A 16,860-nucleotide genomic window follows, 5' to 3' on the forward strand; every position below is an offset into this window, starting at 1 on the left:
TACAGACAGCAACAGCCTGGCAACCGTGGGTTGTGCCATGCAAGCGAAGGCCAGAGAATCACTCGATGTGATGACTTGTGGCCGGGGAGGCCTTTACCCAGGCACTTTCTCCCCGCTATAGCCGCCGTCACACCTCTCCGTGATCACGCCCCGGCGCGCTCACACCGCCAGCGCGCCCCCGCTCCCCCCGCCGGAGTCGCCCGAGCCGCCGTCACCCTTCTCGTCGGCGGGCGGGGTGGTCTCCAGCCCCAGGGCCCCCCGCACGGGGACCGCCTTCTTCGGGTCGAGCAGCTTGAGCCCGGTGTCGTAGTGCTGGTAGAAGGCGTCCACGTCCTTCGCCTTCGCCGCCTTCGCCCACTCCGCCCGCGCCTTGTCCAGGTCGGACGCGAGGACGGTGACCTGCCCCACGGTGTCGGCGGGCCACTCGTTCGCGCGCAGCATCCGGGCCTGCTCGGCCAGGGCGGCCGACACCCGGCCCGCCCACGCCTCGTGCCCCGGCAGGTCGTCCTCGACGTACTCCGTGTCGGGGGCGGTGGCGAGGGCCGCGTTGAGGACGTGAGCCGCCTTCAGATAGGCGACCTGGTCGGGGTCCAGGACGGTCGCGTCGTTGCGCAGCGAGCCGGTGAGGTTCCCGCCCTCGGTCACGCTGCCGAACACGCAGGTGACCTCCCGGTCCCCGGTGGACCAACTGTCCTCGGTGGGCGTGAGGTAGTAGACGTCGACGTCGTCGGGCACGGCCCAGCCGTCCATCGCGTAGGTGTCCTGGAGGCCGTAGCAGCGCTTGTCGGCGGTGCCGCCGACCGAGTCGTCGCCGGGGTAGGCCCCGTCCTTCAGCAGGAAGGAGGCGAACACCTCGCCGTCGTGCTCGCCGGAGCAGGGGACCTTGTCGACGTCGTACGTCTCGCCGCTGAGGCTTCCGCCGGGCGCATCGAAGCACTCGCCCTTCGCCAGCGAGATGCTCGCGCCGTCGCGTGCGCCCTCCTTGACGCCCTCCCAGAAGGAGGACGCGCCGCCCGTGGCGAGCATCAGCACCCACACCGCGAGCCCGAGCCCGGACAGCACCGAGCCGCCGATCGCCAGCCCCTTGCCGCGCTCGCCCCGCCGGCCGATCTGCCGCAGCGCGATCAGCCCGAGCACCAGCCCCACACCCGGCAGACAGCACAGCACACCGAACACGAGCGAGGTGATGGCGAGTCCGTTGACGGGCGCCGGCTGGTTGTAGGGGCTGTAGCCCTGCACCCACGGCTGGTACGGCCCGTAGGGGCTCTGCGGGCCCTGCGGCGGCGGGTACGACGGCGGCCCGTACGGCCCCTGCGGGTACTGCTGGGGTGGCTGATACGGCCCTTGTGGCTGGTGGGGGCCGGGGGGCGGGGGTATGGACACCGGTACCGTGCTCCTGGGTCGGGGATTGTCGGACAGGCCCCAGCGTCGGCGGCTGGACTGACGTACGACTGGGCGCATGGTAAGCGGGGCACGAGTGGGGGCGGAATGAGGGTGGAACCCCGAGCGGACAGCCGGGTGGGGAACACCACCGTGGGTGCGGTGAACGGGCTCACCGCACGGTGGGCGGCGGCAGCGGCACCGGAGGGTACGGCGTTCTCGGCGGCCGGAGTCTGGCCCCTGCTGGCCTTCCTCGCGGACGGCGCGACGGGCGCCGCACGGGCCGAGCTGGCCGGGGCGCTCGGCGTGCCCGCGGACCAGGCGGCCGCCGCCGCACGGGAGTTGCTGGCCGGAATGCAGTCGGTGTCCGGCCTGGACGCGGCGCTCGGCCTGTGGACGCACGAGACGCTGCAGCTGCGCGAGGAGTGGCGGGCCGGGCTGCCGGCCGGGACGTACGGGGTGTTCGGGGAGGACCTCGTCACCGCGCAGGAGCGGCTGGACGCCTGGGCGGCCGAACGGACCGGTGGGCTCGTGGAGCGCATGCCGGTGACACTGACCCGGGAAGCACGGATGGTGCTGGCCAGTGCGCTCACGCTGCGCACGGACTGGCGGCATCCGTTCACCGAGACGATGCTGCGCCCGGACTCCGGTCCCTGGCAGGGCCGTTCGCTGCTCGGGCTGCACCGCAGGAGCGTGCGGCCGGACCGGATCGGCGTGACGAGTACGCCGGACGGCTTCGTGACCGCGCTGACGGTGCCCGGCGACAACGGCATCGACGTCCATCTGGTGCTCGGCGAGGAGCGGATGACACCGGGCCAGGTGCTCACGGCCGGGGTCGGGGTCGTGGAGCGCACGCTCGCGGTCACCGGGGGCGGGCAACTGCCGTTCGGGCATGTCGGCCCCGGCCTGCACGTGGAACAGCAGCCCGCGCTCGCGCCGGAGCCGATCACGCTGGACGTGCGGACGGTGGCGTACGAGGTGCGCGCCGACCACGATCTGCTGGCGCTGCACGCCCTGTTCGGGCTCACGGCGGCCCAGGACGCCGAGCAGGGCCACTTCCCGGGCGTCAGCGTCCTGCCGCTCGCCGTCCAGGACGCCCGCCAGTCCGCCCTCGCCCGGTTCGGCGCGCTCGGCTTCCGGGCGGCGGCGGTGACGGCGGTCATGCCGAGATACGGCGCCGGCGTCCCGCAGTACCGCTACGAGACGACCGTCGTGCGGGTGGCCTTCGACCGCCCCTTCGGCTTCCTCGCGGTCGACCGCGAGTCCCGGCTGGTGCTGATGGCGGGCTGGGTGACGGATCCGGCGCCGTATCCGGCCATGGGTCGTTAGGAGCGCCGCCCCTGCGGGACGTCCGCGCCGGGTCCGAGGACGCCCGCCAGCGGCGGGGTGGTCAGCGGGGCCGTGCGGGGGCGGGTCAGGGTGACGTACGCGGGCACCGGCAGGGCGATCGACAGGTCGAGGCGGGCCGCGTTGAAGTAGATCCAGTCGTTGTCCAGCAGGGCGGTGTCGACAACCAGTTCCAGGTCCGGGTCGAACGTGAACGGCACGACACAGCCGCTCACACAGCCCGACAGTCTTTCGGCCACCTCGCGTGCGGCGAAGGCGGCGTCCGTGCCGCCGTACAGCTCGCGCACCCGGGTCATGTCCAGGCGGCGGTCGCCGGGTACGACGGCCAGGACGTAGCGACGGCTGCGGCGGCCGGTGCTCACCCGCACCACCAGGCACTTGGCGGCCTGGTCCAGCGGATGGCCGCGCAGCTCGGACGCGAGGTCCGTACGGCCCTCGGGTGCGTGCGGTATCAGACGGTACGGGACGCGGGCGTCGTCCAGCAGCGACAGCAGTCGGTGGGAGGTGTCCGGGGGCAACAGGTCGAGGTCGCGGGGCACGGTGAGGCCTCTCTGTGAAGGACGGGCGGCGCTCTCACCGTGCCGGGCCTGCCTATATTTCTCCGCTGCGCACCCCCGCCACGGCGTTCCCCGTGCGGCCGGCTCCCCCGGCGATAACCCGCCAATAACGCCCCTCTCTAGCTTCTGGAACCGTAGAGATGGCTGGCCGCACCAGAAGGGGGTGGTGTCCCATGGAGTTCCGGGTCCTTGGGCCAGTGGAGGCGTGGCGAGGGGGTGAGCGGGTTGCCCTCTCCGGTTCGAAGATGCACACGGTGCTGGCGACGATGCTGCTCGCGCAGGAGCGGGTGGTGTCCGACAGCCGCCTGAGCGCATTGCTGTGGGGGTGGGAGCCGCCGGCGACGGCGAGCGCGCAGATCTACACGTACATGTCGCGGCTGCGCAAGCAGCTCGGCGAGGAGGTCGAGATCGTACGGCGGCCTCCGGGGTACGTGCTGCGCGCGCCCGGTGCCGTCGTGGACCTCGTGGAGTTCCGCAGGCGGGAGCGGGACGGGCGGCGGGCGCTGGCGGAACGGCGCTTCGAGGAGGCCGCCGACCTGCTGCGCGAGGCGCTCGGGCAGTGGCGGGGAGCCGCGCTGGCGAACGTCACCGAGCACATGCTGGACGCCGAGCTGGCGCCGCTCGAGGAGGAGCGGATGCTCGCCCTGGAGTCTCGCCTGGAGGCGGACCTTGAGCTGGGGCGGCACGAGCAGGTGATGGCCGAACTGACCGCCCTGGTCGCCGAGTTCCCGGTACGGGAGCGGCTGCGAGCCCAGCTGATGACCGCGCTGTACCGCTGCGGCCGGCAGGCCGACGCGCTGCACACCTACTACGAGGGCCGCAAGGTGCTGGCCGAACAGCTCGGCATCGACCCCGGCGAGGCGCTGGGCTCCACGTACCAGGCTGTGCTGGGCGGCGAGTTGGGGCTGGGACCGCGGCGCGGTGCGCAGCCGGCCGCACGGCCCGTGCCGTCGATGCTGCCCGCCACGGACGGCGAACTCGTCGGCCGGGAGCGCGAACTCGAGGCGCTGCGGGGGCGTCTCGGCCAGGGCGGCGGCGCGCCGCGGCGGATCCTGGTGACCGGCATGGCCGGCCTCGGCAAGACGGCGCTCGCGGTGCGGGCGGCGGCCGAGAGCGGCGGACTCTTCCCCGACGGGCTGCTCTTCGCCGAGCTGTGCGGACTCGACGGCGCCCCGCGGGCCCCGCGCGCGGTCCTCGCCCAGCTGCTGCGGGCGCTCGGCGAGAGCGACCACGTGCTGCCGGCCGGCGATCTGGACGAGCTGGTGCGGCTGTACCGGGCGCGCACGGCCGAGCGGCGGCTGCTGCTGGTACTCGACAACGTCAGCGGCGACCGGCAGCTCGCGCCGCTGCTGCCGGCCGGTGACTCGGCGGTCCTGATCACCAGCCGGAGCCGGCTGGCACGGGTGGCCGGCGGGGACACGCTGGCACTGTCGCTGCTGGACGACGAGGCGTCGCTGGAGCTGCTCGCCGCCCGGGCGGGCCGGCAGCGGCTGGACGACGACCCGGACGCGGCCGACGACCTGGTGGCGTACTGCGGCGGGCTGCCGCTCGCGCTGTCCATCGCCGGCGCCCGCCTCGCCGCCCGCCCGCACTGGACCGCGGCGCGGCTCGCGGCCCGGCTCGCCGACCCCGCCGTGCGGCTCGCCGAACTCTCCTTCGGCGACCTGGACCTGAGCCGGGTCCTGCGCTCCTCCGTAGAGCCGCTGCCGCCCGCGGTGCACGACGTGCTGGCCGGGCTCGCGGATCCCGCCCTGGGCGGCGAGCCGTTCTGCGCCCAGTGGGCGGCGGACCGGCTCGGCCTGACGGAGGACGCGGCGGAGAACGCGCTGGAGTCCCTCGTCGACACCGCCCTGCTGGACCTGTCCGGCCTGGACGACCAGGGCCGCCCGCTGTACCACTGCCACGAACTGGTACGCCTGCTCGCCGCCACCCTCGACCTCCCGGACCGAGCAACCGTCCGCGCGGGCCGGTGAGGGAGGCGTGCCGGTGCGGACACCCTGCTCGCCGGAGCCGTGGGCGGACGGGGCCTGCGAGCCCTGTGCGCGGGCCGGTGAGCGGCATGTGACGGGGCCGACACGCTGCTCGCCCCCGTCGGCGACAGCTCCGGGCCACCGGCCGTCCGTGCCAGGCCCTGCGGAGGCCGTACGGGTGCGGACACCCTGCTCGCCGACGACCTGGACGGACGGGGCCTGCGAGCCCTGTGCGCGGGCCGGTGAGCGGCATGTGACGGGGTCGACACAGTGCTCGACACCACCGGCCACGACTGCGGGTCACCGGCCGTCCGTGCCAAGCCCTGCGGAGGCCGTACCGGTGGGGTCACCAGGAGCCGCGGGCTCGGACGTAGGCCTGGCCGGACGGGGCGATGATTTCCTGGGCCACTGCCCAGGCGTCGGAGACGACGCGTTCGCGTGGTGGGCGGGGGGACTGGGTGATGGCCTGGGCGGTGACGGCCCAGACCGCGGCGACGGCGGCGGTCGCGCGTACGTCCACGGTGGGGCGGGCGGGGCGGATGCCGTTGCCGCAGACCTCGAGGCGCAGGCCGAGCGCGGCCGCCATCGCGTCGCGCACGCCACGGGCGACACCGGCGTCGGGGTGCGCGAACACCTGGGACGACAGCGGGTGTTCGTAGGCCTGGCGGACCCAGGTGCCCAGCCGCAGCCGTTCGCGGGCCTCCCAGCCGCCCGGGGCGGAGGGGCCGGGGTCGATGCGGTCGACGGCCTCGGCGAGGGTGTCGAAGTAGGCGATCAGGTCACCGGACGTGAGCAGAGGTGCCGCGGCGGGGGCGGCGACGGTCTGTACGGTCATGATGGGCTGCTTCCTTTCCTGGTCGGTGAGTTGACGCGAGGACGCCGCCGTGGGCGCACTCAGACGGGCGGGTGCAGGTGCACCGGTCCCCGGGCCGCCGGTCCCGCGGGGCGGGCCAGGGCGACCGCGAGGCGGTCGGAGAGCTGCAGGTCCTCGACGGTCCAGGCGGTGGCGTGGCCGTCGGCGTCGTGGGTGACGCGGACCGGTCCGGTCCGGTCGGGCAGGGTTTCCAGGCGGCCCAGTTCGGTGCCGGCCAGGCCCACGCCGACCGCCTTGACGACGGCCTCCTTGCGGGTCCACACCCGGTGGAACGCCCGCTGCCGGGCCGTACCCTCCGGGACGTCGCGCAGATGGCCGCGCTCGGCCGCGGTGAGCACGGTGTCGGACAGCAGCGCCTCCCGCACCGGCCGCAGCGCCTCGGCGTCGACGCCGATGGCGGTGCCCGCGCCGACCGCGAAGACGCCCCAGCCGGCGGTCCGGCTCAGGCTGATCGCGAGCGGCACGGCGGGGTGCAGCACCTGCGGCGGCCCATGGCCGTCCGAGCCGCAGCCCGGGCAGCGCCGGCGGCCCAGGTCGACATCGGCGGCGGTGGTGCCGAGGAGTTGACCGAGCGCGCGCCGGGCACCGGCCCGGGTGTGCACGAACTCGGCCGCGTCCCGCTCGGACAGCATGCCGAGCGCACGCCGGAACTCCGCCGTGGCCAGCAGCCGCAGATCGTCCGGGTCGACCCGGACGGGCGAGCGCCACCACCACACATGAGCCTCACCCCGGGCGATGAGCCGGTCCACCTCGGGATAGACCCTTTCCTCGCCTCCTTGACGCATCAGCACCACTCCCGCGTTTCCTCAGAGACGTCGGACACACAACGTCCGGACTTTTTGGCGGACTTCTCCGGGGCCAGGTTCCGTCCGCCCGCTATTTCCGCCCTATACAGCGTTTACGGCCCTTTTCCATAGGGCCGCGATAGGCGCTGCCCGGAAGCTTTTCCGAGCAATGCCGTCGACCAGAGGAAAACGCTGTGACGCAGACAGAGATTCTGGCTCCCGCCGTGCAGAGCACGGTGGCCGCACGCGAACTCACCGCGGCGGAGAAGACCGGCCTGATCACGCTGGCCGGCCGGCTGACCGGTCCGGAGCACCCGCTCATCGACTCCCCCGACTGGCTGGGCGCGGCCCGCGAGGCGACCTCGCTGCTGCCCCGGCAACTTCTCGACACCCTGCGCGCGTTCCGGCACGACCCGGGCGCGGACGGGGTGCTGCTGCTGCGCAACCTGCCGGTGACGGCGGGCGATCCGCTGCCGCCGACGCCGGGCGTGCCGAATTCCGTCGAGCGTGTTCCGACCACGGCCGCCGCCGTCATCGTCTCGGTCATGCTGCAACTCGGTGAGGTCATCGCCTTCCGGAACGAGAAGAGCGGTGCCCTGGTGCAGAACGTGGTGCCGGTTCCCGGCAGGGAGGAATCCCAGAGCAACGCCGGTTCGGTGCTGCTGGAACTGCATGTCGAGAACGCCTTCCACGACAACCGTCCCGATTACGTGGGCCTGTTGTGCATGCGCGAGGACCCGACCGGCGACGCCAAGCTGTGCACCTCGTCCATCCGCCGTGCGCTGCCGCTGCTGTCCGAGGTGACCCGGCGGGTGCTGGCCGAGCCGCGGTTCCTGACCGAGCCGCCGCCGTCCTTCGGCTCGCTGGGCGGGGTCCGCCCGGCACACCCGGTGCTGCAGGGCGACCTGGACGACCCCAACGTCCTGGTGGACTTCGCCGCCACGCACCCGCTGGACGAGCGGGCGAAGGCGGCGATGGCCGAGCTGCGCGAGGCTTTCGTCCAGACCATGGCGGCGCACCGGCTGCGGGTCGGTGACCTGGCCGTGGTGGACAACCGGGTCGCGGTGCACGGCCGTACCTCCTTCACCCCGAGCTACGACGGCGAGGACCGCTGGCTGGAGCGGGTGTACGCCCACCTGGACAACCGGCGCAGCCGGGTGGACCGGCTGGGCGGCGGCGCCGTCCTCAACTGAGGGACCCGCAGACCGGTTGAAGGGCCGGCCCCCACGAGGGGCCGGCCCTTCAGGCGAACGCTCGCGTCATTGCCGGGAGCCGATGACGTCCGCGGGACGTCCGGTCAGCGCCAGCCGGCCCGGCACCACGGTGGCCAGCAGGGCCAGCAGACCGCCGAAGCCGAGGACGGCGAGATAGGTCCCCGGTGCCACGGAGGGCGCCGCCGAGCCGGTCATGCCGATGCTGAACGCGGTGAGCACGGCGTAGGCGATGCCGGTGCCGAGCGCGGCCGCGACGAGGACGACGATGCCGGCCTCGATGCGCAGCATGCCCATCACCTGGCGGCGGGTGGTGCCGACCAGGCGCAGCAGCGCGAACTCGCGGAGCCGGTCGGAGACCGACATGGCGAGCGTGTTGACGACGGCGATCGCCGTGAACGCGATGATCAGGCCCATGGCGACGTAGTTGACCTCGGCGTTGTTCTGCTGCACCTCGGCCTGCAGGTCCTCGACCTGGGCGCGGTCGAGCACCCCGATGCCGGGGAACTGCCCGACGGCCTTCTGCAGCTGCTCGCGTCCCGCCTTGCCGTCACCGCTGGTGCGGACCAGGACGGAGGAGGCGAGCGGGTTGTCGACGTGCCGGGAGACCAGCGCGTGGCTCATGGTGAGGTCGCCGAAGCCGAGGCCGCGGGAGTAGACGGCGGCGACCTTCAGGTGGACGACGGTGCCGTCGCCGAGGGTCACCTTCAGGTCGTCGCCGACCTTCTTGCCGAGGTGGTCGGCGGCGACCTCGCTCATCGCGACACTGCCGTCGCCGAAGCCGTTCAGCGAGCCCTTCTGCACGTCCGGGTCCCAGGTCTCGCGCAGCCCCTGGGTGGACAGGCCCTGCGCCGGGTACTTGTCGAGGCCGATCCGTACGGAGGTCCGTACGACCTCGGTGACGGCCGTGACGCCGGGGGTCTGCCGCAGCGCCGCGGTCGCCTGCTCCGGTACGCCGGGGCCGGCGGAGGCCACCACCCAGTCCGCCTTGTTGCCCTCGCGGGCCTGGGCGGTGGCGGCGTCGCCCATGGTGGTCTGCACGAAGAACACCGTGCAGGCCATGCCGATCAGCAGCGCCAGCGGGGTGATCGCGGAGGCCATCCGCTTGGTGTTGGCGCGGACGTTGGCGGTGGCCAGGTGGCCGGCCACGCGCGAGGCACGCAGCGGGATGCCGAGCAGGGCGACGGCGACCCGGGCGATGAGCGGGCCGAGCAGCGACACCGCGACCGCGAGGACCACGACCGACAGGAACGTCACCGGCGTGGACGCGGGCTCGGTGTCCAGCACGCTGAGCACCACGAGCAGCACGATCCCGCCGGCCAGCGTGAGGATCCCGGCCAGCGTCCGGCCCCAGGCGAACCCGGGCCGCTCTACCGCGGACTCGGCGAGCGCCTCGGCGGGGCGGATCCGGGCCGTGCGACGGGCGGAGATCCGGGCCGCGGCCCACGCGCCCAGCAGGGCGGCGCCGACGGCGGCGAAGAACGGGAAGACGCTGAAGGTCACCTGCAGCGTGTCCGGGATCGCCTTGAAGTCGACGAACTTCCGGTGCAGCCAGTACGCGATGGGCAGGCCCAGCAGCGAGCCGGTCAGGCCCGCGAGCAGGCCGACGATCAGCGCCTCCCGGCCGATCAGCTGCCGCACCTGCTTGGGCGTGGCGGCGATCGCGCGCAGCAGCGCGAGTTCCCGGTAGCGCTGCTGGATCGACAGCGCGAAGGTGCCCACGACCACGAGGATCGCCACGAGCAGCGAGGTGCCGCCGATGGCGCCGCCCATGGAGACCAGCTTCACCCGGGCCTTGGCCGCGTCCAGGAACTCGACCGGGCCGCGGTCGCCGCCGGTGGCCACCTGGGCGGTGGTGCCGGAGAGCGCCTTGCGGACCTGGTCGGCGAGTTCGCCGGTGGACACGCCCTGCTTGGGCAGCACGCCGATCGCGGACACCTGTCCGTCCCGGCCGGACAGCCGCTGTGCCTCGTCGGCGGAGAAGAACAGCGAGGTCTGCTGCTTGAGGTCGCCGTCGGCCGGGGCCGCGATGCCGGTCACGGTGTAGCTGCGCGGGGCGTCGGTGGCCTGCACGGTGAGCTTCGCGCCGGGCTTGAGACCGGTGCGGGAGGCGAGTTCGCGGTCCACGACGACATCACCGGCGGCGCTGGGGGCGCGGCCGGCGACGAGCTTGAACGGGGTGAGGGCGGCGGAGGCCCAGGCGTGCCCGTAGGAGGGCTTGTCGTCGACGCCGGGGACGACCTGTCCCTTGGGGCTCACCGCGTAGGCGGGGAAGGTGACTTCGGGCACCACGGACCGGGCGCCGGGCACGGAGCGCAGCTTGTCGACCATGTCGGCGGACAGCCACACGCGCTCGGCGAGCGGCTTGGCCTTGTGCTTGACCTTGGTCTTGCCCTTCTTGTGCTTGACGGTGGTCTGGTGGACGTTCTGGTCGCCGCCGACGATGACCGGCGCGGCGGCGTACCGCTCGGTGCCGATGGTGCCGCGCAGACCGGTCTCCAGGAGGATGCCGCACGCGGTGACCAGGGCGGCGGCGCACATCAGCGCGAGGAACGCGCCGATGAAGCCGCCCTTGCGGGCCTTGAGGGTCTGAAAGGCGTAGCGCAGCATCAGGCCCACGCTCCCAGGTGCGTCATACGGTCGGCGACGCGCTCGGCGGTCGGGGCGTGCATGCGGTCGGCGATGCGGCCGTCGGCCAGGAACAGGACGGTGTCCGCGTAGGAGGCGGCGACCGGGTCGTGGGTGACCATGACGACGGTCTGGCCGGTCTCGTCCACGCAGTTGCGCAGCAGCGAGAGGATCTCCTTGGCGGTGACGGTGTCGAGGGCGCCGGTGGGCTCGTCGCCGAAGATGACGTCGGGGCGGGTGATCAGGGCGCGGGCGATCGCCACGCGCTGCTGCTGGCCGCCGGAGAGTTCGGACGGGCGGTGGGCCGCGCGGCCGCCGAGGCCGACGCGCAGCAGGATGTCCTCCAGCCACTGGCCGTCCAGCCGGGAGCCGGCCAGGCGGAGCGGCAGCTCCACGTTCTGCCGGACGGACAGGGCGGGTACGAGGTTGAACGCCTGGAAGACGAAGCCGATGCGTTCGCGGCGGAGCTTGGTGAGCTGGGTCTCGTTCATGCCGCCCAGCTCGGTGTCGCCGATGAAGGCCCGGCCGGAGGTCGGCTTGTCCAGTCCGGCCGCGCAGTGCAGGAAGGTCGACTTGCCGGAGCCGGAGGGCCCCATGACGGCGGTGAAGGAGCCACGGGCGATGTCCACGGAAACACCGTCGAGGGCCCGGACACCCCGGCCGCCGCGGCCGTAGACCTTGGTGACCTCCTCCAGACGCAGGGCGTGGCTCCGGGCTCCCGTGCCGCTGCGCGGCTGTGTGTTGGTCCTCTCGGTCCTCATGCGTGACCAGTCCTCTCCATCCATCGTCGTGGGGGTCGGGACGAACGTGGCCGGACGATCTATATCGGGGCTATGGTCGCGGAAGGGAGCGGGAGTTGACGGGTGATTTTCAGCCGACCGAGTCGGGTGGTGGGTGGGCGAGGTCGGGGTCCGGGGGGCGGAGCCCCGTGACGTCAGCGGCGGTGCAGACGGCGATATACGAGGGCTGCCGCCGTTGCCGTGAGGCAGAGGGCGTACGCGGCCACTACCCAAGTCGCAGGGGTGCGGCCCGCGGTGAGGCCGTGGATCACCGCGGTCAGCCAGCCGGCGTAGGAAGCGCCGTGGAGCATGCGGAACGGGCGGATCCAGCGGTGGGTGGCGAAGACGCCGCGCCAGACGCCCGTGGCCACGGCGAGGAGGAACAGGTAGCAGGCCAGGGTGCCGAGACCGACCAGCGCGTCACCGCTGCCCCAGCCGAGCGCCGCGGCCGTCGCGGCGACCCGGCCGCCGGCCACCTTCACGCCGATGTGCAGCAGCAGGAAGCCGATACCGAGCACGCCGAAGGCGCGGTGCAGGTGCTGGACGGCGGTCCGCGGACGGGGTGGCAGCACACCGCGCAGCGCGGTCGCGAGCCCCAGCATCACGGCCAGCGACAGCGCGACCAGCGCCACGACCCCGGCCATCTTGTCGAGGAACCCCCGCAGCGCCCCGCCCGCAAGACCGCCGCCCACGAGCACGCCGCCGGCCAGGACGAGCCCGGCGATCACGGAGAGGGGCCGGGGCGGCGGGGTGTGCGGCGGCCCGGTCCGCACCGCCGGCGCGACGGGCGCGGTGTCACCGGTGACGGTCTCACCCGTGACGTGGGCGGGGGCTTCGGCTTCGGGGGTCGCCACGGTTCCGTACGTGGGTCGGCTCATGTGTGCTCCCTGGCTGTGGAGGGCTGTGGGGCCGGACATGGGGCGGTTCCCGGCCTCCGCCGGGGAGGGCCGGGGGCCGGGAACCGCGTCTCTCGGTCGCCGAGGGGGGATCGGCTCCGAGGTCTGGAGTCGGCCGTCAGACGGCCGGGGGGTGGAGGTGGACCGGGCCGAGCGGGGTGGCCGACGAGGGGCGGGCCAGAGAGGCCGACCACGGGCCGTTCAGGTTCAGGTCCTCCACGTGCCAGGTGGTCGTACGGCCCTCGTGGATGTGGGTCACCGTCAGCGGGCCCTCCTGCCCCGGCGCCACGTCCAGGGTGTTCAGGGGCATGCCCAGCAGACCGAGGCCCACCGCCTTCACCACCGCCTCCTTACGGGTCCAGGCGCGGTGGAACAGGGACGTACGGCCGGGGCCCTCGGGGAGCGAGAGGATCCGGTCGGTCTCGTCCGGGGTCAGGACGAGCTGGGCCAGGGCCTCCGACTCCATCGGGCGGTACGCCTCCACGTCCACGCCCACCCAGTCGCCCGCCCGGACCGCCAGCACCCCGCACCCGTCGGTGCGGGAGAGGCTGATCGCCAGCGGGACCGGGGGCCGTACCACGGCGGGCGGGCCGTGGTCCGCGTCGCCGCAGCCCGGGCAGATGCGTCGGCCGAAGCGCACGGTGTGGGCCGGTACGCCCAGCAGCCCGGCCACCGCGCGCCGCGCCCCCGCGCGGGTCGTCGTGAATGCCGCCGCGTCCCGTGGCGCGTGGAAGCGCCGCATGCGGGCCCGTTCCTGCTCGTCCAGCAGCACGAAGTCCGCCGGATCGGTCGCCTCGCCGAGCGGCCACCACCACACGTGGGCCGCTCCGCTCTCCCGCAGCCGCGCCACCACCGCGCGTGCCGTCTCGGGTACGTACACCTCGCCGACGTCCGCCGCGTGGTCGATGTGCGCGGCGGCCGTGGCCGGTCGCGTGGTCATCCGTCCTCCTCTCTCTCGTCACGGCCGGTCTCAGGCCAGTCCGTTGAGGCGCAGGAGCAGCTCCTTGACCTCGGTGGCGTGGTAGCGGTCCCGTTCCTGAGCCGGGTCCGAGCACAGCAGCAGCGGCCCGTCCCGGTCCTCCGAGGGCAGCCGTCCATGGCTGCCCCTGACCAGGCCGGGGTCGAGCGGCACCACGGTCAGCGGTGCGCGCATCCCGGCCTTCTTGCGCAGCACGGTCCACGCCGCCTTGGCCTTCACCGCCGGGATCGACGGGTCGAAGAACAGCTCGGCGGGGTCGTAGCCCGGCTTGCGGTGGATCTCGACGCCGCGCGCGAAGTCGGGTGCGCGGTCGTCGTCGAGCCAGTAGTAGTACGTGAACCAGGCGTCCGGTTCCGACACGAGGACCAGTTCACCGGCGTCGGGATGGTCGATGCCGTACGCCGCCTGCTCGGTGCGGTCCCAGATCTCGTCGACGCCGTCCACCGCCTTCAGGACGTCCCGCACCCGCGGGATGTCGACGGGGTCGGCGACGTACACGTGCGCGGCCTGGTGGTCGGCGACGGCGAACGCCCGGGAGGTGTAGGGGTCGAGGTACTCCATGCCGCGCTGGGTGTACACCTCCAGCAGTCCGGCGCGGCGCAGCGCACGGTTGATGTCGACGGGCCGGCTCACCGGTGTGATGCCGTACTCGCTGAGCGCCACCACCGTCGTGCCCCGGTCGCGCAGGTCGGCGAGCAGCGGCGCGAGCGCGGCGTCCGTCTCCCGCGCCGCGCGGACCGCCTGCGGGCTGTCGGGGCCGTAGCGCTGCAGGTCGTAGTCGAGGTGCGGCACGTAGACGAAGGTCAGGTCGGGGCGGCGGCGGTCGACGACGTAGCGGGCGGCGCCGGCGATCCACCGGGTGGAGGCGATCGACGCCGTCGGACCCCAGTACTGGAACAGCGGGAACTCGCCCTGTGCGGCGGTGAGTTCGTCGCGCAGTCCGGCGGGCACGGTGTAGCAGTCGGGGGACTTGCGGCCGTCGTAGTGGTAGACCGGGCGCGGGGTGAGGATCGTGTCCACGTCGGCGCCCATCGCCCACCACCAGCACAGGTAGGCGGTCGAGTGGTCCGGGTCGCGGCGGCGGGCCGCCTGCCACACCTTCTCGCCCCGCACCAGGGCGTTGTGCTGGCGCCACATCATGACCTCGCCGTGGTCGCGGTGGTACCAGCCGTTGGCCACGGCCCCGTGCTCGCGCGGCAGCAGCCCGGTGGTCAGGGTGGCCTGCACGGTGGCCGTGACGGCCGGGAACACCGTGTCCAGGGGGGCCGTGAAGCCCTGCTCGCCGACCGCCTTCACATGCGGCATGTGCTCCAGCAGCCGCGGGGTGAGGCCGACCGTGCACAGCACGGCCGTCGCCGCCGTCGTACGACCGCCGCTCATGACGTCTCCTGCCGCAGCCCGAGGCCCGCCAACTCATCGCGCAGCCAGGTCAGTTCCGCGGCCAGGCCGAGCGCGAGGGTCTCGTCTCCGTGGCCGGGGAGCACGGACCAGGTGTACGTCTCGATCTCGATGTGGTCGGTGACCGCCCGCTCCCCCGCCAGCAGCGCCCGCAGGGTCTCGCGCAGCACGGGCCGGGTGCTCGCCAGCGGCGGAAGCGGGTCCTCGTGCAGGGGCACGTGGTAGTGGATGCGCCAGGGCCGGCTGCCGGGCAGCGCGCCGGAGAGCGCGGGGCCGAGGTCGTCGGTGCCCAGCAGCCGGCCGCCGCCGGACGGCTCCCGGGTCTGGTGCAGGAAGCGGGGCTCGGCGAAGTCCGTGAGCAGCTCCCGTACGACCGGGTCGGCGGGGTCGGCGACCTCCAGCGCGGTGGCTGCCTGGAGCTTGACGACCGGGATGCCCGCCTCGCGCAGCAGGGCCAGCGCCTCGGCCGGGTCCTCGTGGGCGACCGCCAGGTGGCAGGCGTCCAGGCACACGCCGATCCACTCGGAGTCGGTGCCGGCCAGCGCGTCGACGGCCTGCTCGGTGCGCTCCACGACGCAGCCGGGCTCCGGCTCGATACCGACCCGGACCGTACGGCCGGTGTCGGCGGCGATCTGCTTCAGCCCCTCGGCGAGCGCGTCCAGCTGACGGGCGGCCATCGCGCGCTGGGCCGACGTCCACACGGTGCGCCAGGCCAGCGGCAGGGTGGAGATGGACCCGCGGGCCCCCTCCGGCAGCAGCCCGGCCAGCACCCGGGCGAGGTCCAGCGTGTACTCCAGGCGGGCCGGTTCCGACCAGTCCGGGTAGTACACGGCCCGTTTGACGACCCGGGCGTGGAAGCCGCGGTAGGGGAAGCCGTTGAGGGTGACCGTCTCCAGGCCGCGCGCGGTCAGCTCGCGGCGCAGCCGGGCCACGGCCGCCGGGTCGGCGGCGAGCCGGCCCGCGGTCTCGGCGGGCAGCCACAGGCCGACGCCGATCCGCTCGGCGCCGGCCGCGACCCGCACCGGTTCGGCGTAGGCGGCGAGCTGGCCGATGATGCCGTCGAGGGTCTCGGCGGGGTGCACATTGGTGCAGTACGCCAGATGGACGGTGCTGCCGTCGGGGTGTCGCACACGCATGACTGCTCCTCAGCTCCCGCCGCGGGCGATGGAGTTGCCCGCGAACAGGCCTGCGGCCTGGGTGTCGTTGTAGCCGTCGAGGTCGAGCCGGCCGGACTGGCCGTAGAACGCGACCGGGTTGCGCCACAGCACCCGGTCCACGTCGTCCTCGTCGAACCCGGCGGCGAGCATGGCCTCGGCGGTGGCCCGGGTCAGCAGCGGGTCGCTGTGGCCCCAGTCGGCGGCCGAGTTGACCAGCATGCGCTCGGTGCCGTGCCGCTTGAGGACGGCGACCATGCGCTCGGGGGTCATCTTGGTGTCGGGGTAGATGGAGAAGCCCATCCAGCAGCCGGTGCCGGCCACCTCGTCGACGGTGACCTCGTTGAGGTGGTCCAGGACCACGTACGCCGGGTCGATGCCGGACTCGCGGATCACGTCCAGCGAGCGCTGGGTGCCGCCGGCCTTGTCGCGGTGCGGGGTGTGCACCAGGGCGGGCAGCCCGAACTCCACGGCGAGGGCGAGCTGCGTGGCGAAGGCATGGTCCTCGGCCTCGGTGACGGTGTCGTAGCCGATCTCGCCGACCGCCACGACACCGTCCTTGGCGAGGTAGTGGGGCAGCTGGTCGAGGACGGGGGTGCAGCGCGGGTCGTTCGCCTCCTTCGGGTTGAGGCCGATGGTGCAGTGGTGGCGGATGCCGAACTGGGCGGCGCGGTACGGTTCCCAGCCGAGCAGGGAGTCGAAGTAGTCGGTGAAGCTGGCCGGGGAGGTGCGTGGCTGGCCGAGCCAGAACGCGGGCTCGACCAGGGCGCGGACGCCCGCGGCGTGCATCGCCTTGTAGTCGTCCGTCGTACGGGACGTCATGTGGATGTGTGGATCGAAGATGCGCATGGCCGGGGCTTTCCGCTCGGGAGTGGATTCCGGGTTCGGGGTCGGGGTCGGGG

14 protein-coding genes are annotated in these 16,860 nt (G+C 73.5%); 3 read left to right on the top strand and 11 right to left on the bottom strand.

The window, feature by feature from the left end:
- Nucleotides 1-159 precede the first annotated feature (159 nt).
- A complete protein-coding gene (locus ACFY3C_RS13645) occupies nucleotides 160-1,383 on the bottom strand; it encodes a DUF4190 domain-containing protein (RefSeq protein ID WP_390770839.1) in 1,224 nt (407 codons plus the stop codon).
- Between the two features lie 105 nt (nucleotides 1,384-1,488).
- Here ACFY3C_RS13645 and ACFY3C_RS13650 point away from each other — a divergent pair, with 105 nt between their 5' ends.
- The gene (locus ACFY3C_RS13650; protein WP_390770840.1) at nucleotides 1,489-2,709 is read left to right on the top strand and encodes a serpin family protein; all 1,221 of its coding nucleotides are present in this window, start codon (nucleotides 1,489-1,491) and stop codon (nucleotides 2,707-2,709) included.
- On the opposite strand, the gene ACFY3C_RS13655 is transcribed toward ACFY3C_RS13650, so the two are convergent.
- Nucleotides 2,706-3,266, bottom strand: coding sequence for a YbaK/EbsC family protein (locus ACFY3C_RS13655; RefSeq protein WP_390770841.1), 561 nt, complete (start codon nucleotides 3,264-3,266; stop codon nucleotides 2,706-2,708). The genes ACFY3C_RS13650 and ACFY3C_RS13655 overlap by 4 nt on opposite strands.
- A 263-nt stretch (nucleotides 3,267-3,529) precedes the next feature.
- On the opposite strand from ACFY3C_RS13655, the gene ACFY3C_RS13660 reads away from it, so the two are divergent.
- Nucleotides 3,530-5,257, top strand: a complete 1,728-nt coding sequence (locus ACFY3C_RS13660; RefSeq protein WP_390770842.1) for a BTAD domain-containing putative transcriptional regulator — start codon at nucleotides 3,530-3,532, stop codon at nucleotides 5,255-5,257.
- Nucleotides 5,258-5,600: 343 nt separating this feature from the next.
- Here the strand turns inward: ACFY3C_RS13660 and ACFY3C_RS13665 are convergent, their stop codons facing one another.
- Nucleotides 5,601-6,089, bottom strand: coding sequence for a hypothetical protein (locus ACFY3C_RS13665; protein ID WP_390770843.1), 489 nt, complete (start codon nucleotides 6,087-6,089; stop codon nucleotides 5,601-5,603).
- A 59-nt stretch (nucleotides 6,090-6,148) separates the two neighbouring features.
- Entirely contained in the window at nucleotides 6,149-6,913 is a 765-nt protein-coding gene (locus ACFY3C_RS13670; protein ID WP_390770844.1) for a 4'-phosphopantetheinyl transferase family protein, read from the bottom strand.
- Nucleotides 6,914-7,149: 236 nt separating this feature from the next.
- Between ACFY3C_RS13670 and ACFY3C_RS13675 the strand changes: the two genes are divergently transcribed.
- The gene (locus ACFY3C_RS13675) at nucleotides 7,150-8,106 is read left to right on the top strand and encodes a TauD/TfdA family dioxygenase (RefSeq protein WP_390770894.1); all 957 of its coding nucleotides are present in this window, start codon (nucleotides 7,150-7,152) and stop codon (nucleotides 8,104-8,106) included.
- A gap of 66 nt (nucleotides 8,107-8,172) precedes the next feature.
- Here ACFY3C_RS13675 and ACFY3C_RS13680 read toward each other — a convergent pair whose 3' ends face one another.
- The 7 genes from ACFY3C_RS13680 to ACFY3C_RS13710 form a co-directional block, all read right to left on the bottom strand.
- Nucleotides 8,173-10,734 (bottom strand): FtsX-like permease family protein, encoded by a 2,562-nt coding sequence (locus ACFY3C_RS13680; RefSeq protein WP_390770845.1) that lies wholly within the window; start codon nucleotides 10,732-10,734, stop codon nucleotides 8,173-8,175.
- A complete protein-coding gene (locus ACFY3C_RS13685) occupies nucleotides 10,734-11,513 on the bottom strand; it encodes an ABC transporter ATP-binding protein (protein ID WP_145884418.1) in 780 nt (259 codons plus the stop codon). The genes ACFY3C_RS13680 and ACFY3C_RS13685 overlap by 1 nt, the downstream gene beginning before the upstream one ends.
- A 173-nt stretch (nucleotides 11,514-11,686) precedes the next feature.
- The gene (locus ACFY3C_RS13690) at nucleotides 11,687-12,409 is read right to left on the bottom strand and encodes a hypothetical protein (RefSeq protein WP_390770846.1); all 723 of its coding nucleotides are present in this window, start codon (nucleotides 12,407-12,409) and stop codon (nucleotides 11,687-11,689) included.
- Between the two features lie 136 nt (nucleotides 12,410-12,545).
- The gene (locus tag ACFY3C_RS13695) at nucleotides 12,546-13,367 is read right to left on the bottom strand and encodes a 4'-phosphopantetheinyl transferase family protein (protein WP_390770847.1); all 822 of its coding nucleotides are present in this window, start codon (nucleotides 13,365-13,367) and stop codon (nucleotides 12,546-12,548) included.
- Between the two features lie 30 nt (nucleotides 13,368-13,397).
- The gene (locus tag ACFY3C_RS13700) at nucleotides 13,398-14,786 is read right to left on the bottom strand and encodes an alkaline phosphatase family protein (protein ID WP_390770848.1); all 1,389 of its coding nucleotides are present in this window, start codon (nucleotides 14,784-14,786) and stop codon (nucleotides 13,398-13,400) included.
- Nucleotides 14,783-15,940, bottom strand: coding sequence for a metabolite traffic protein EboE (gene eboE, locus ACFY3C_RS13705; protein ID WP_390770849.1), 1,158 nt, complete (start codon nucleotides 15,938-15,940; stop codon nucleotides 14,783-14,785). Before eboE ends, ACFY3C_RS13700 begins: the two co-directional genes overlap by 4 nt.
- A gap of 9 nt (nucleotides 15,941-15,949) precedes the next feature.
- Nucleotides 15,950-16,807, bottom strand: coding sequence for a TatD family hydrolase (locus ACFY3C_RS13710; RefSeq protein ID WP_390770850.1), 858 nt, complete (start codon nucleotides 16,805-16,807; stop codon nucleotides 15,950-15,952).
- Nucleotides 16,808-16,860 lie beyond the last annotated feature (53 nt).

The organism is Streptomyces sp. NPDC001410 (assembly GCF_042895235.1).
In the GTDB taxonomy this organism is placed as follows: domain Bacteria; phylum Actinomycetota; class Actinomycetes; order Streptomycetales; family Streptomycetaceae; genus Streptomyces.

Coding starts and splice junctions, on each gene's coding strand:
- ACFY3C_RS13650 (WP_390770840.1), top strand. CDS start 1,489: ATGAGGGTGGAACCCCGAGCGGACAGCCGGGTGGGGAACACCACCGTG.
- ACFY3C_RS13680 (WP_390770845.1), bottom strand. CDS start 10,734: ATGCTGCGCTACGCCTTTCAGACCCTCAAGGCCCGCAAGGGCGGCTTC.
- ACFY3C_RS13670 (WP_390770844.1), bottom strand. CDS start 6,913: ATGCGTCAAGGAGGCGAGGAAAGGGTCTATCCCGAGGTGGACCGGCTC.
- ACFY3C_RS13710 (WP_390770850.1), bottom strand. CDS start 16,807: ATGCGCATCTTCGATCCACACATCCACATGACGTCCCGTACGACGGAC.
- ACFY3C_RS13700 (WP_390770848.1), bottom strand. CDS start 14,786: ATGAGCGGCGGTCGTACGACGGCGGCGACGGCCGTGCTGTGCACGGTC.
- eboE (WP_390770849.1), bottom strand. CDS start 15,940: ATGCGTGTGCGACACCCCGACGGCAGCACCGTCCATCTGGCGTACTGC.
- ACFY3C_RS13695 (WP_390770847.1), bottom strand. CDS start 13,367: ATGACCACGCGACCGGCCACGGCCGCCGCGCACATCGACCACGCGGCG.
- ACFY3C_RS13685 (WP_145884418.1), bottom strand. CDS start 11,513: ATGAGGACCGAGAGGACCAACACACAGCCGCGCAGCGGCACGGGAGCC.
- ACFY3C_RS13665 (WP_390770843.1), bottom strand. CDS start 6,089: ATGACCGTACAGACCGTCGCCGCCCCCGCCGCGGCACCTCTGCTCACG.
- ACFY3C_RS13660 (WP_390770842.1), top strand. CDS start 3,530: ATGCACACGGTGCTGGCGACGATGCTGCTCGCGCAGGAGCGGGTGGTG.
- ACFY3C_RS13690 (WP_390770846.1), bottom strand. CDS start 12,409: ATGAGCCGACCCACGTACGGAACCGTGGCGACCCCCGAAGCCGAAGCC.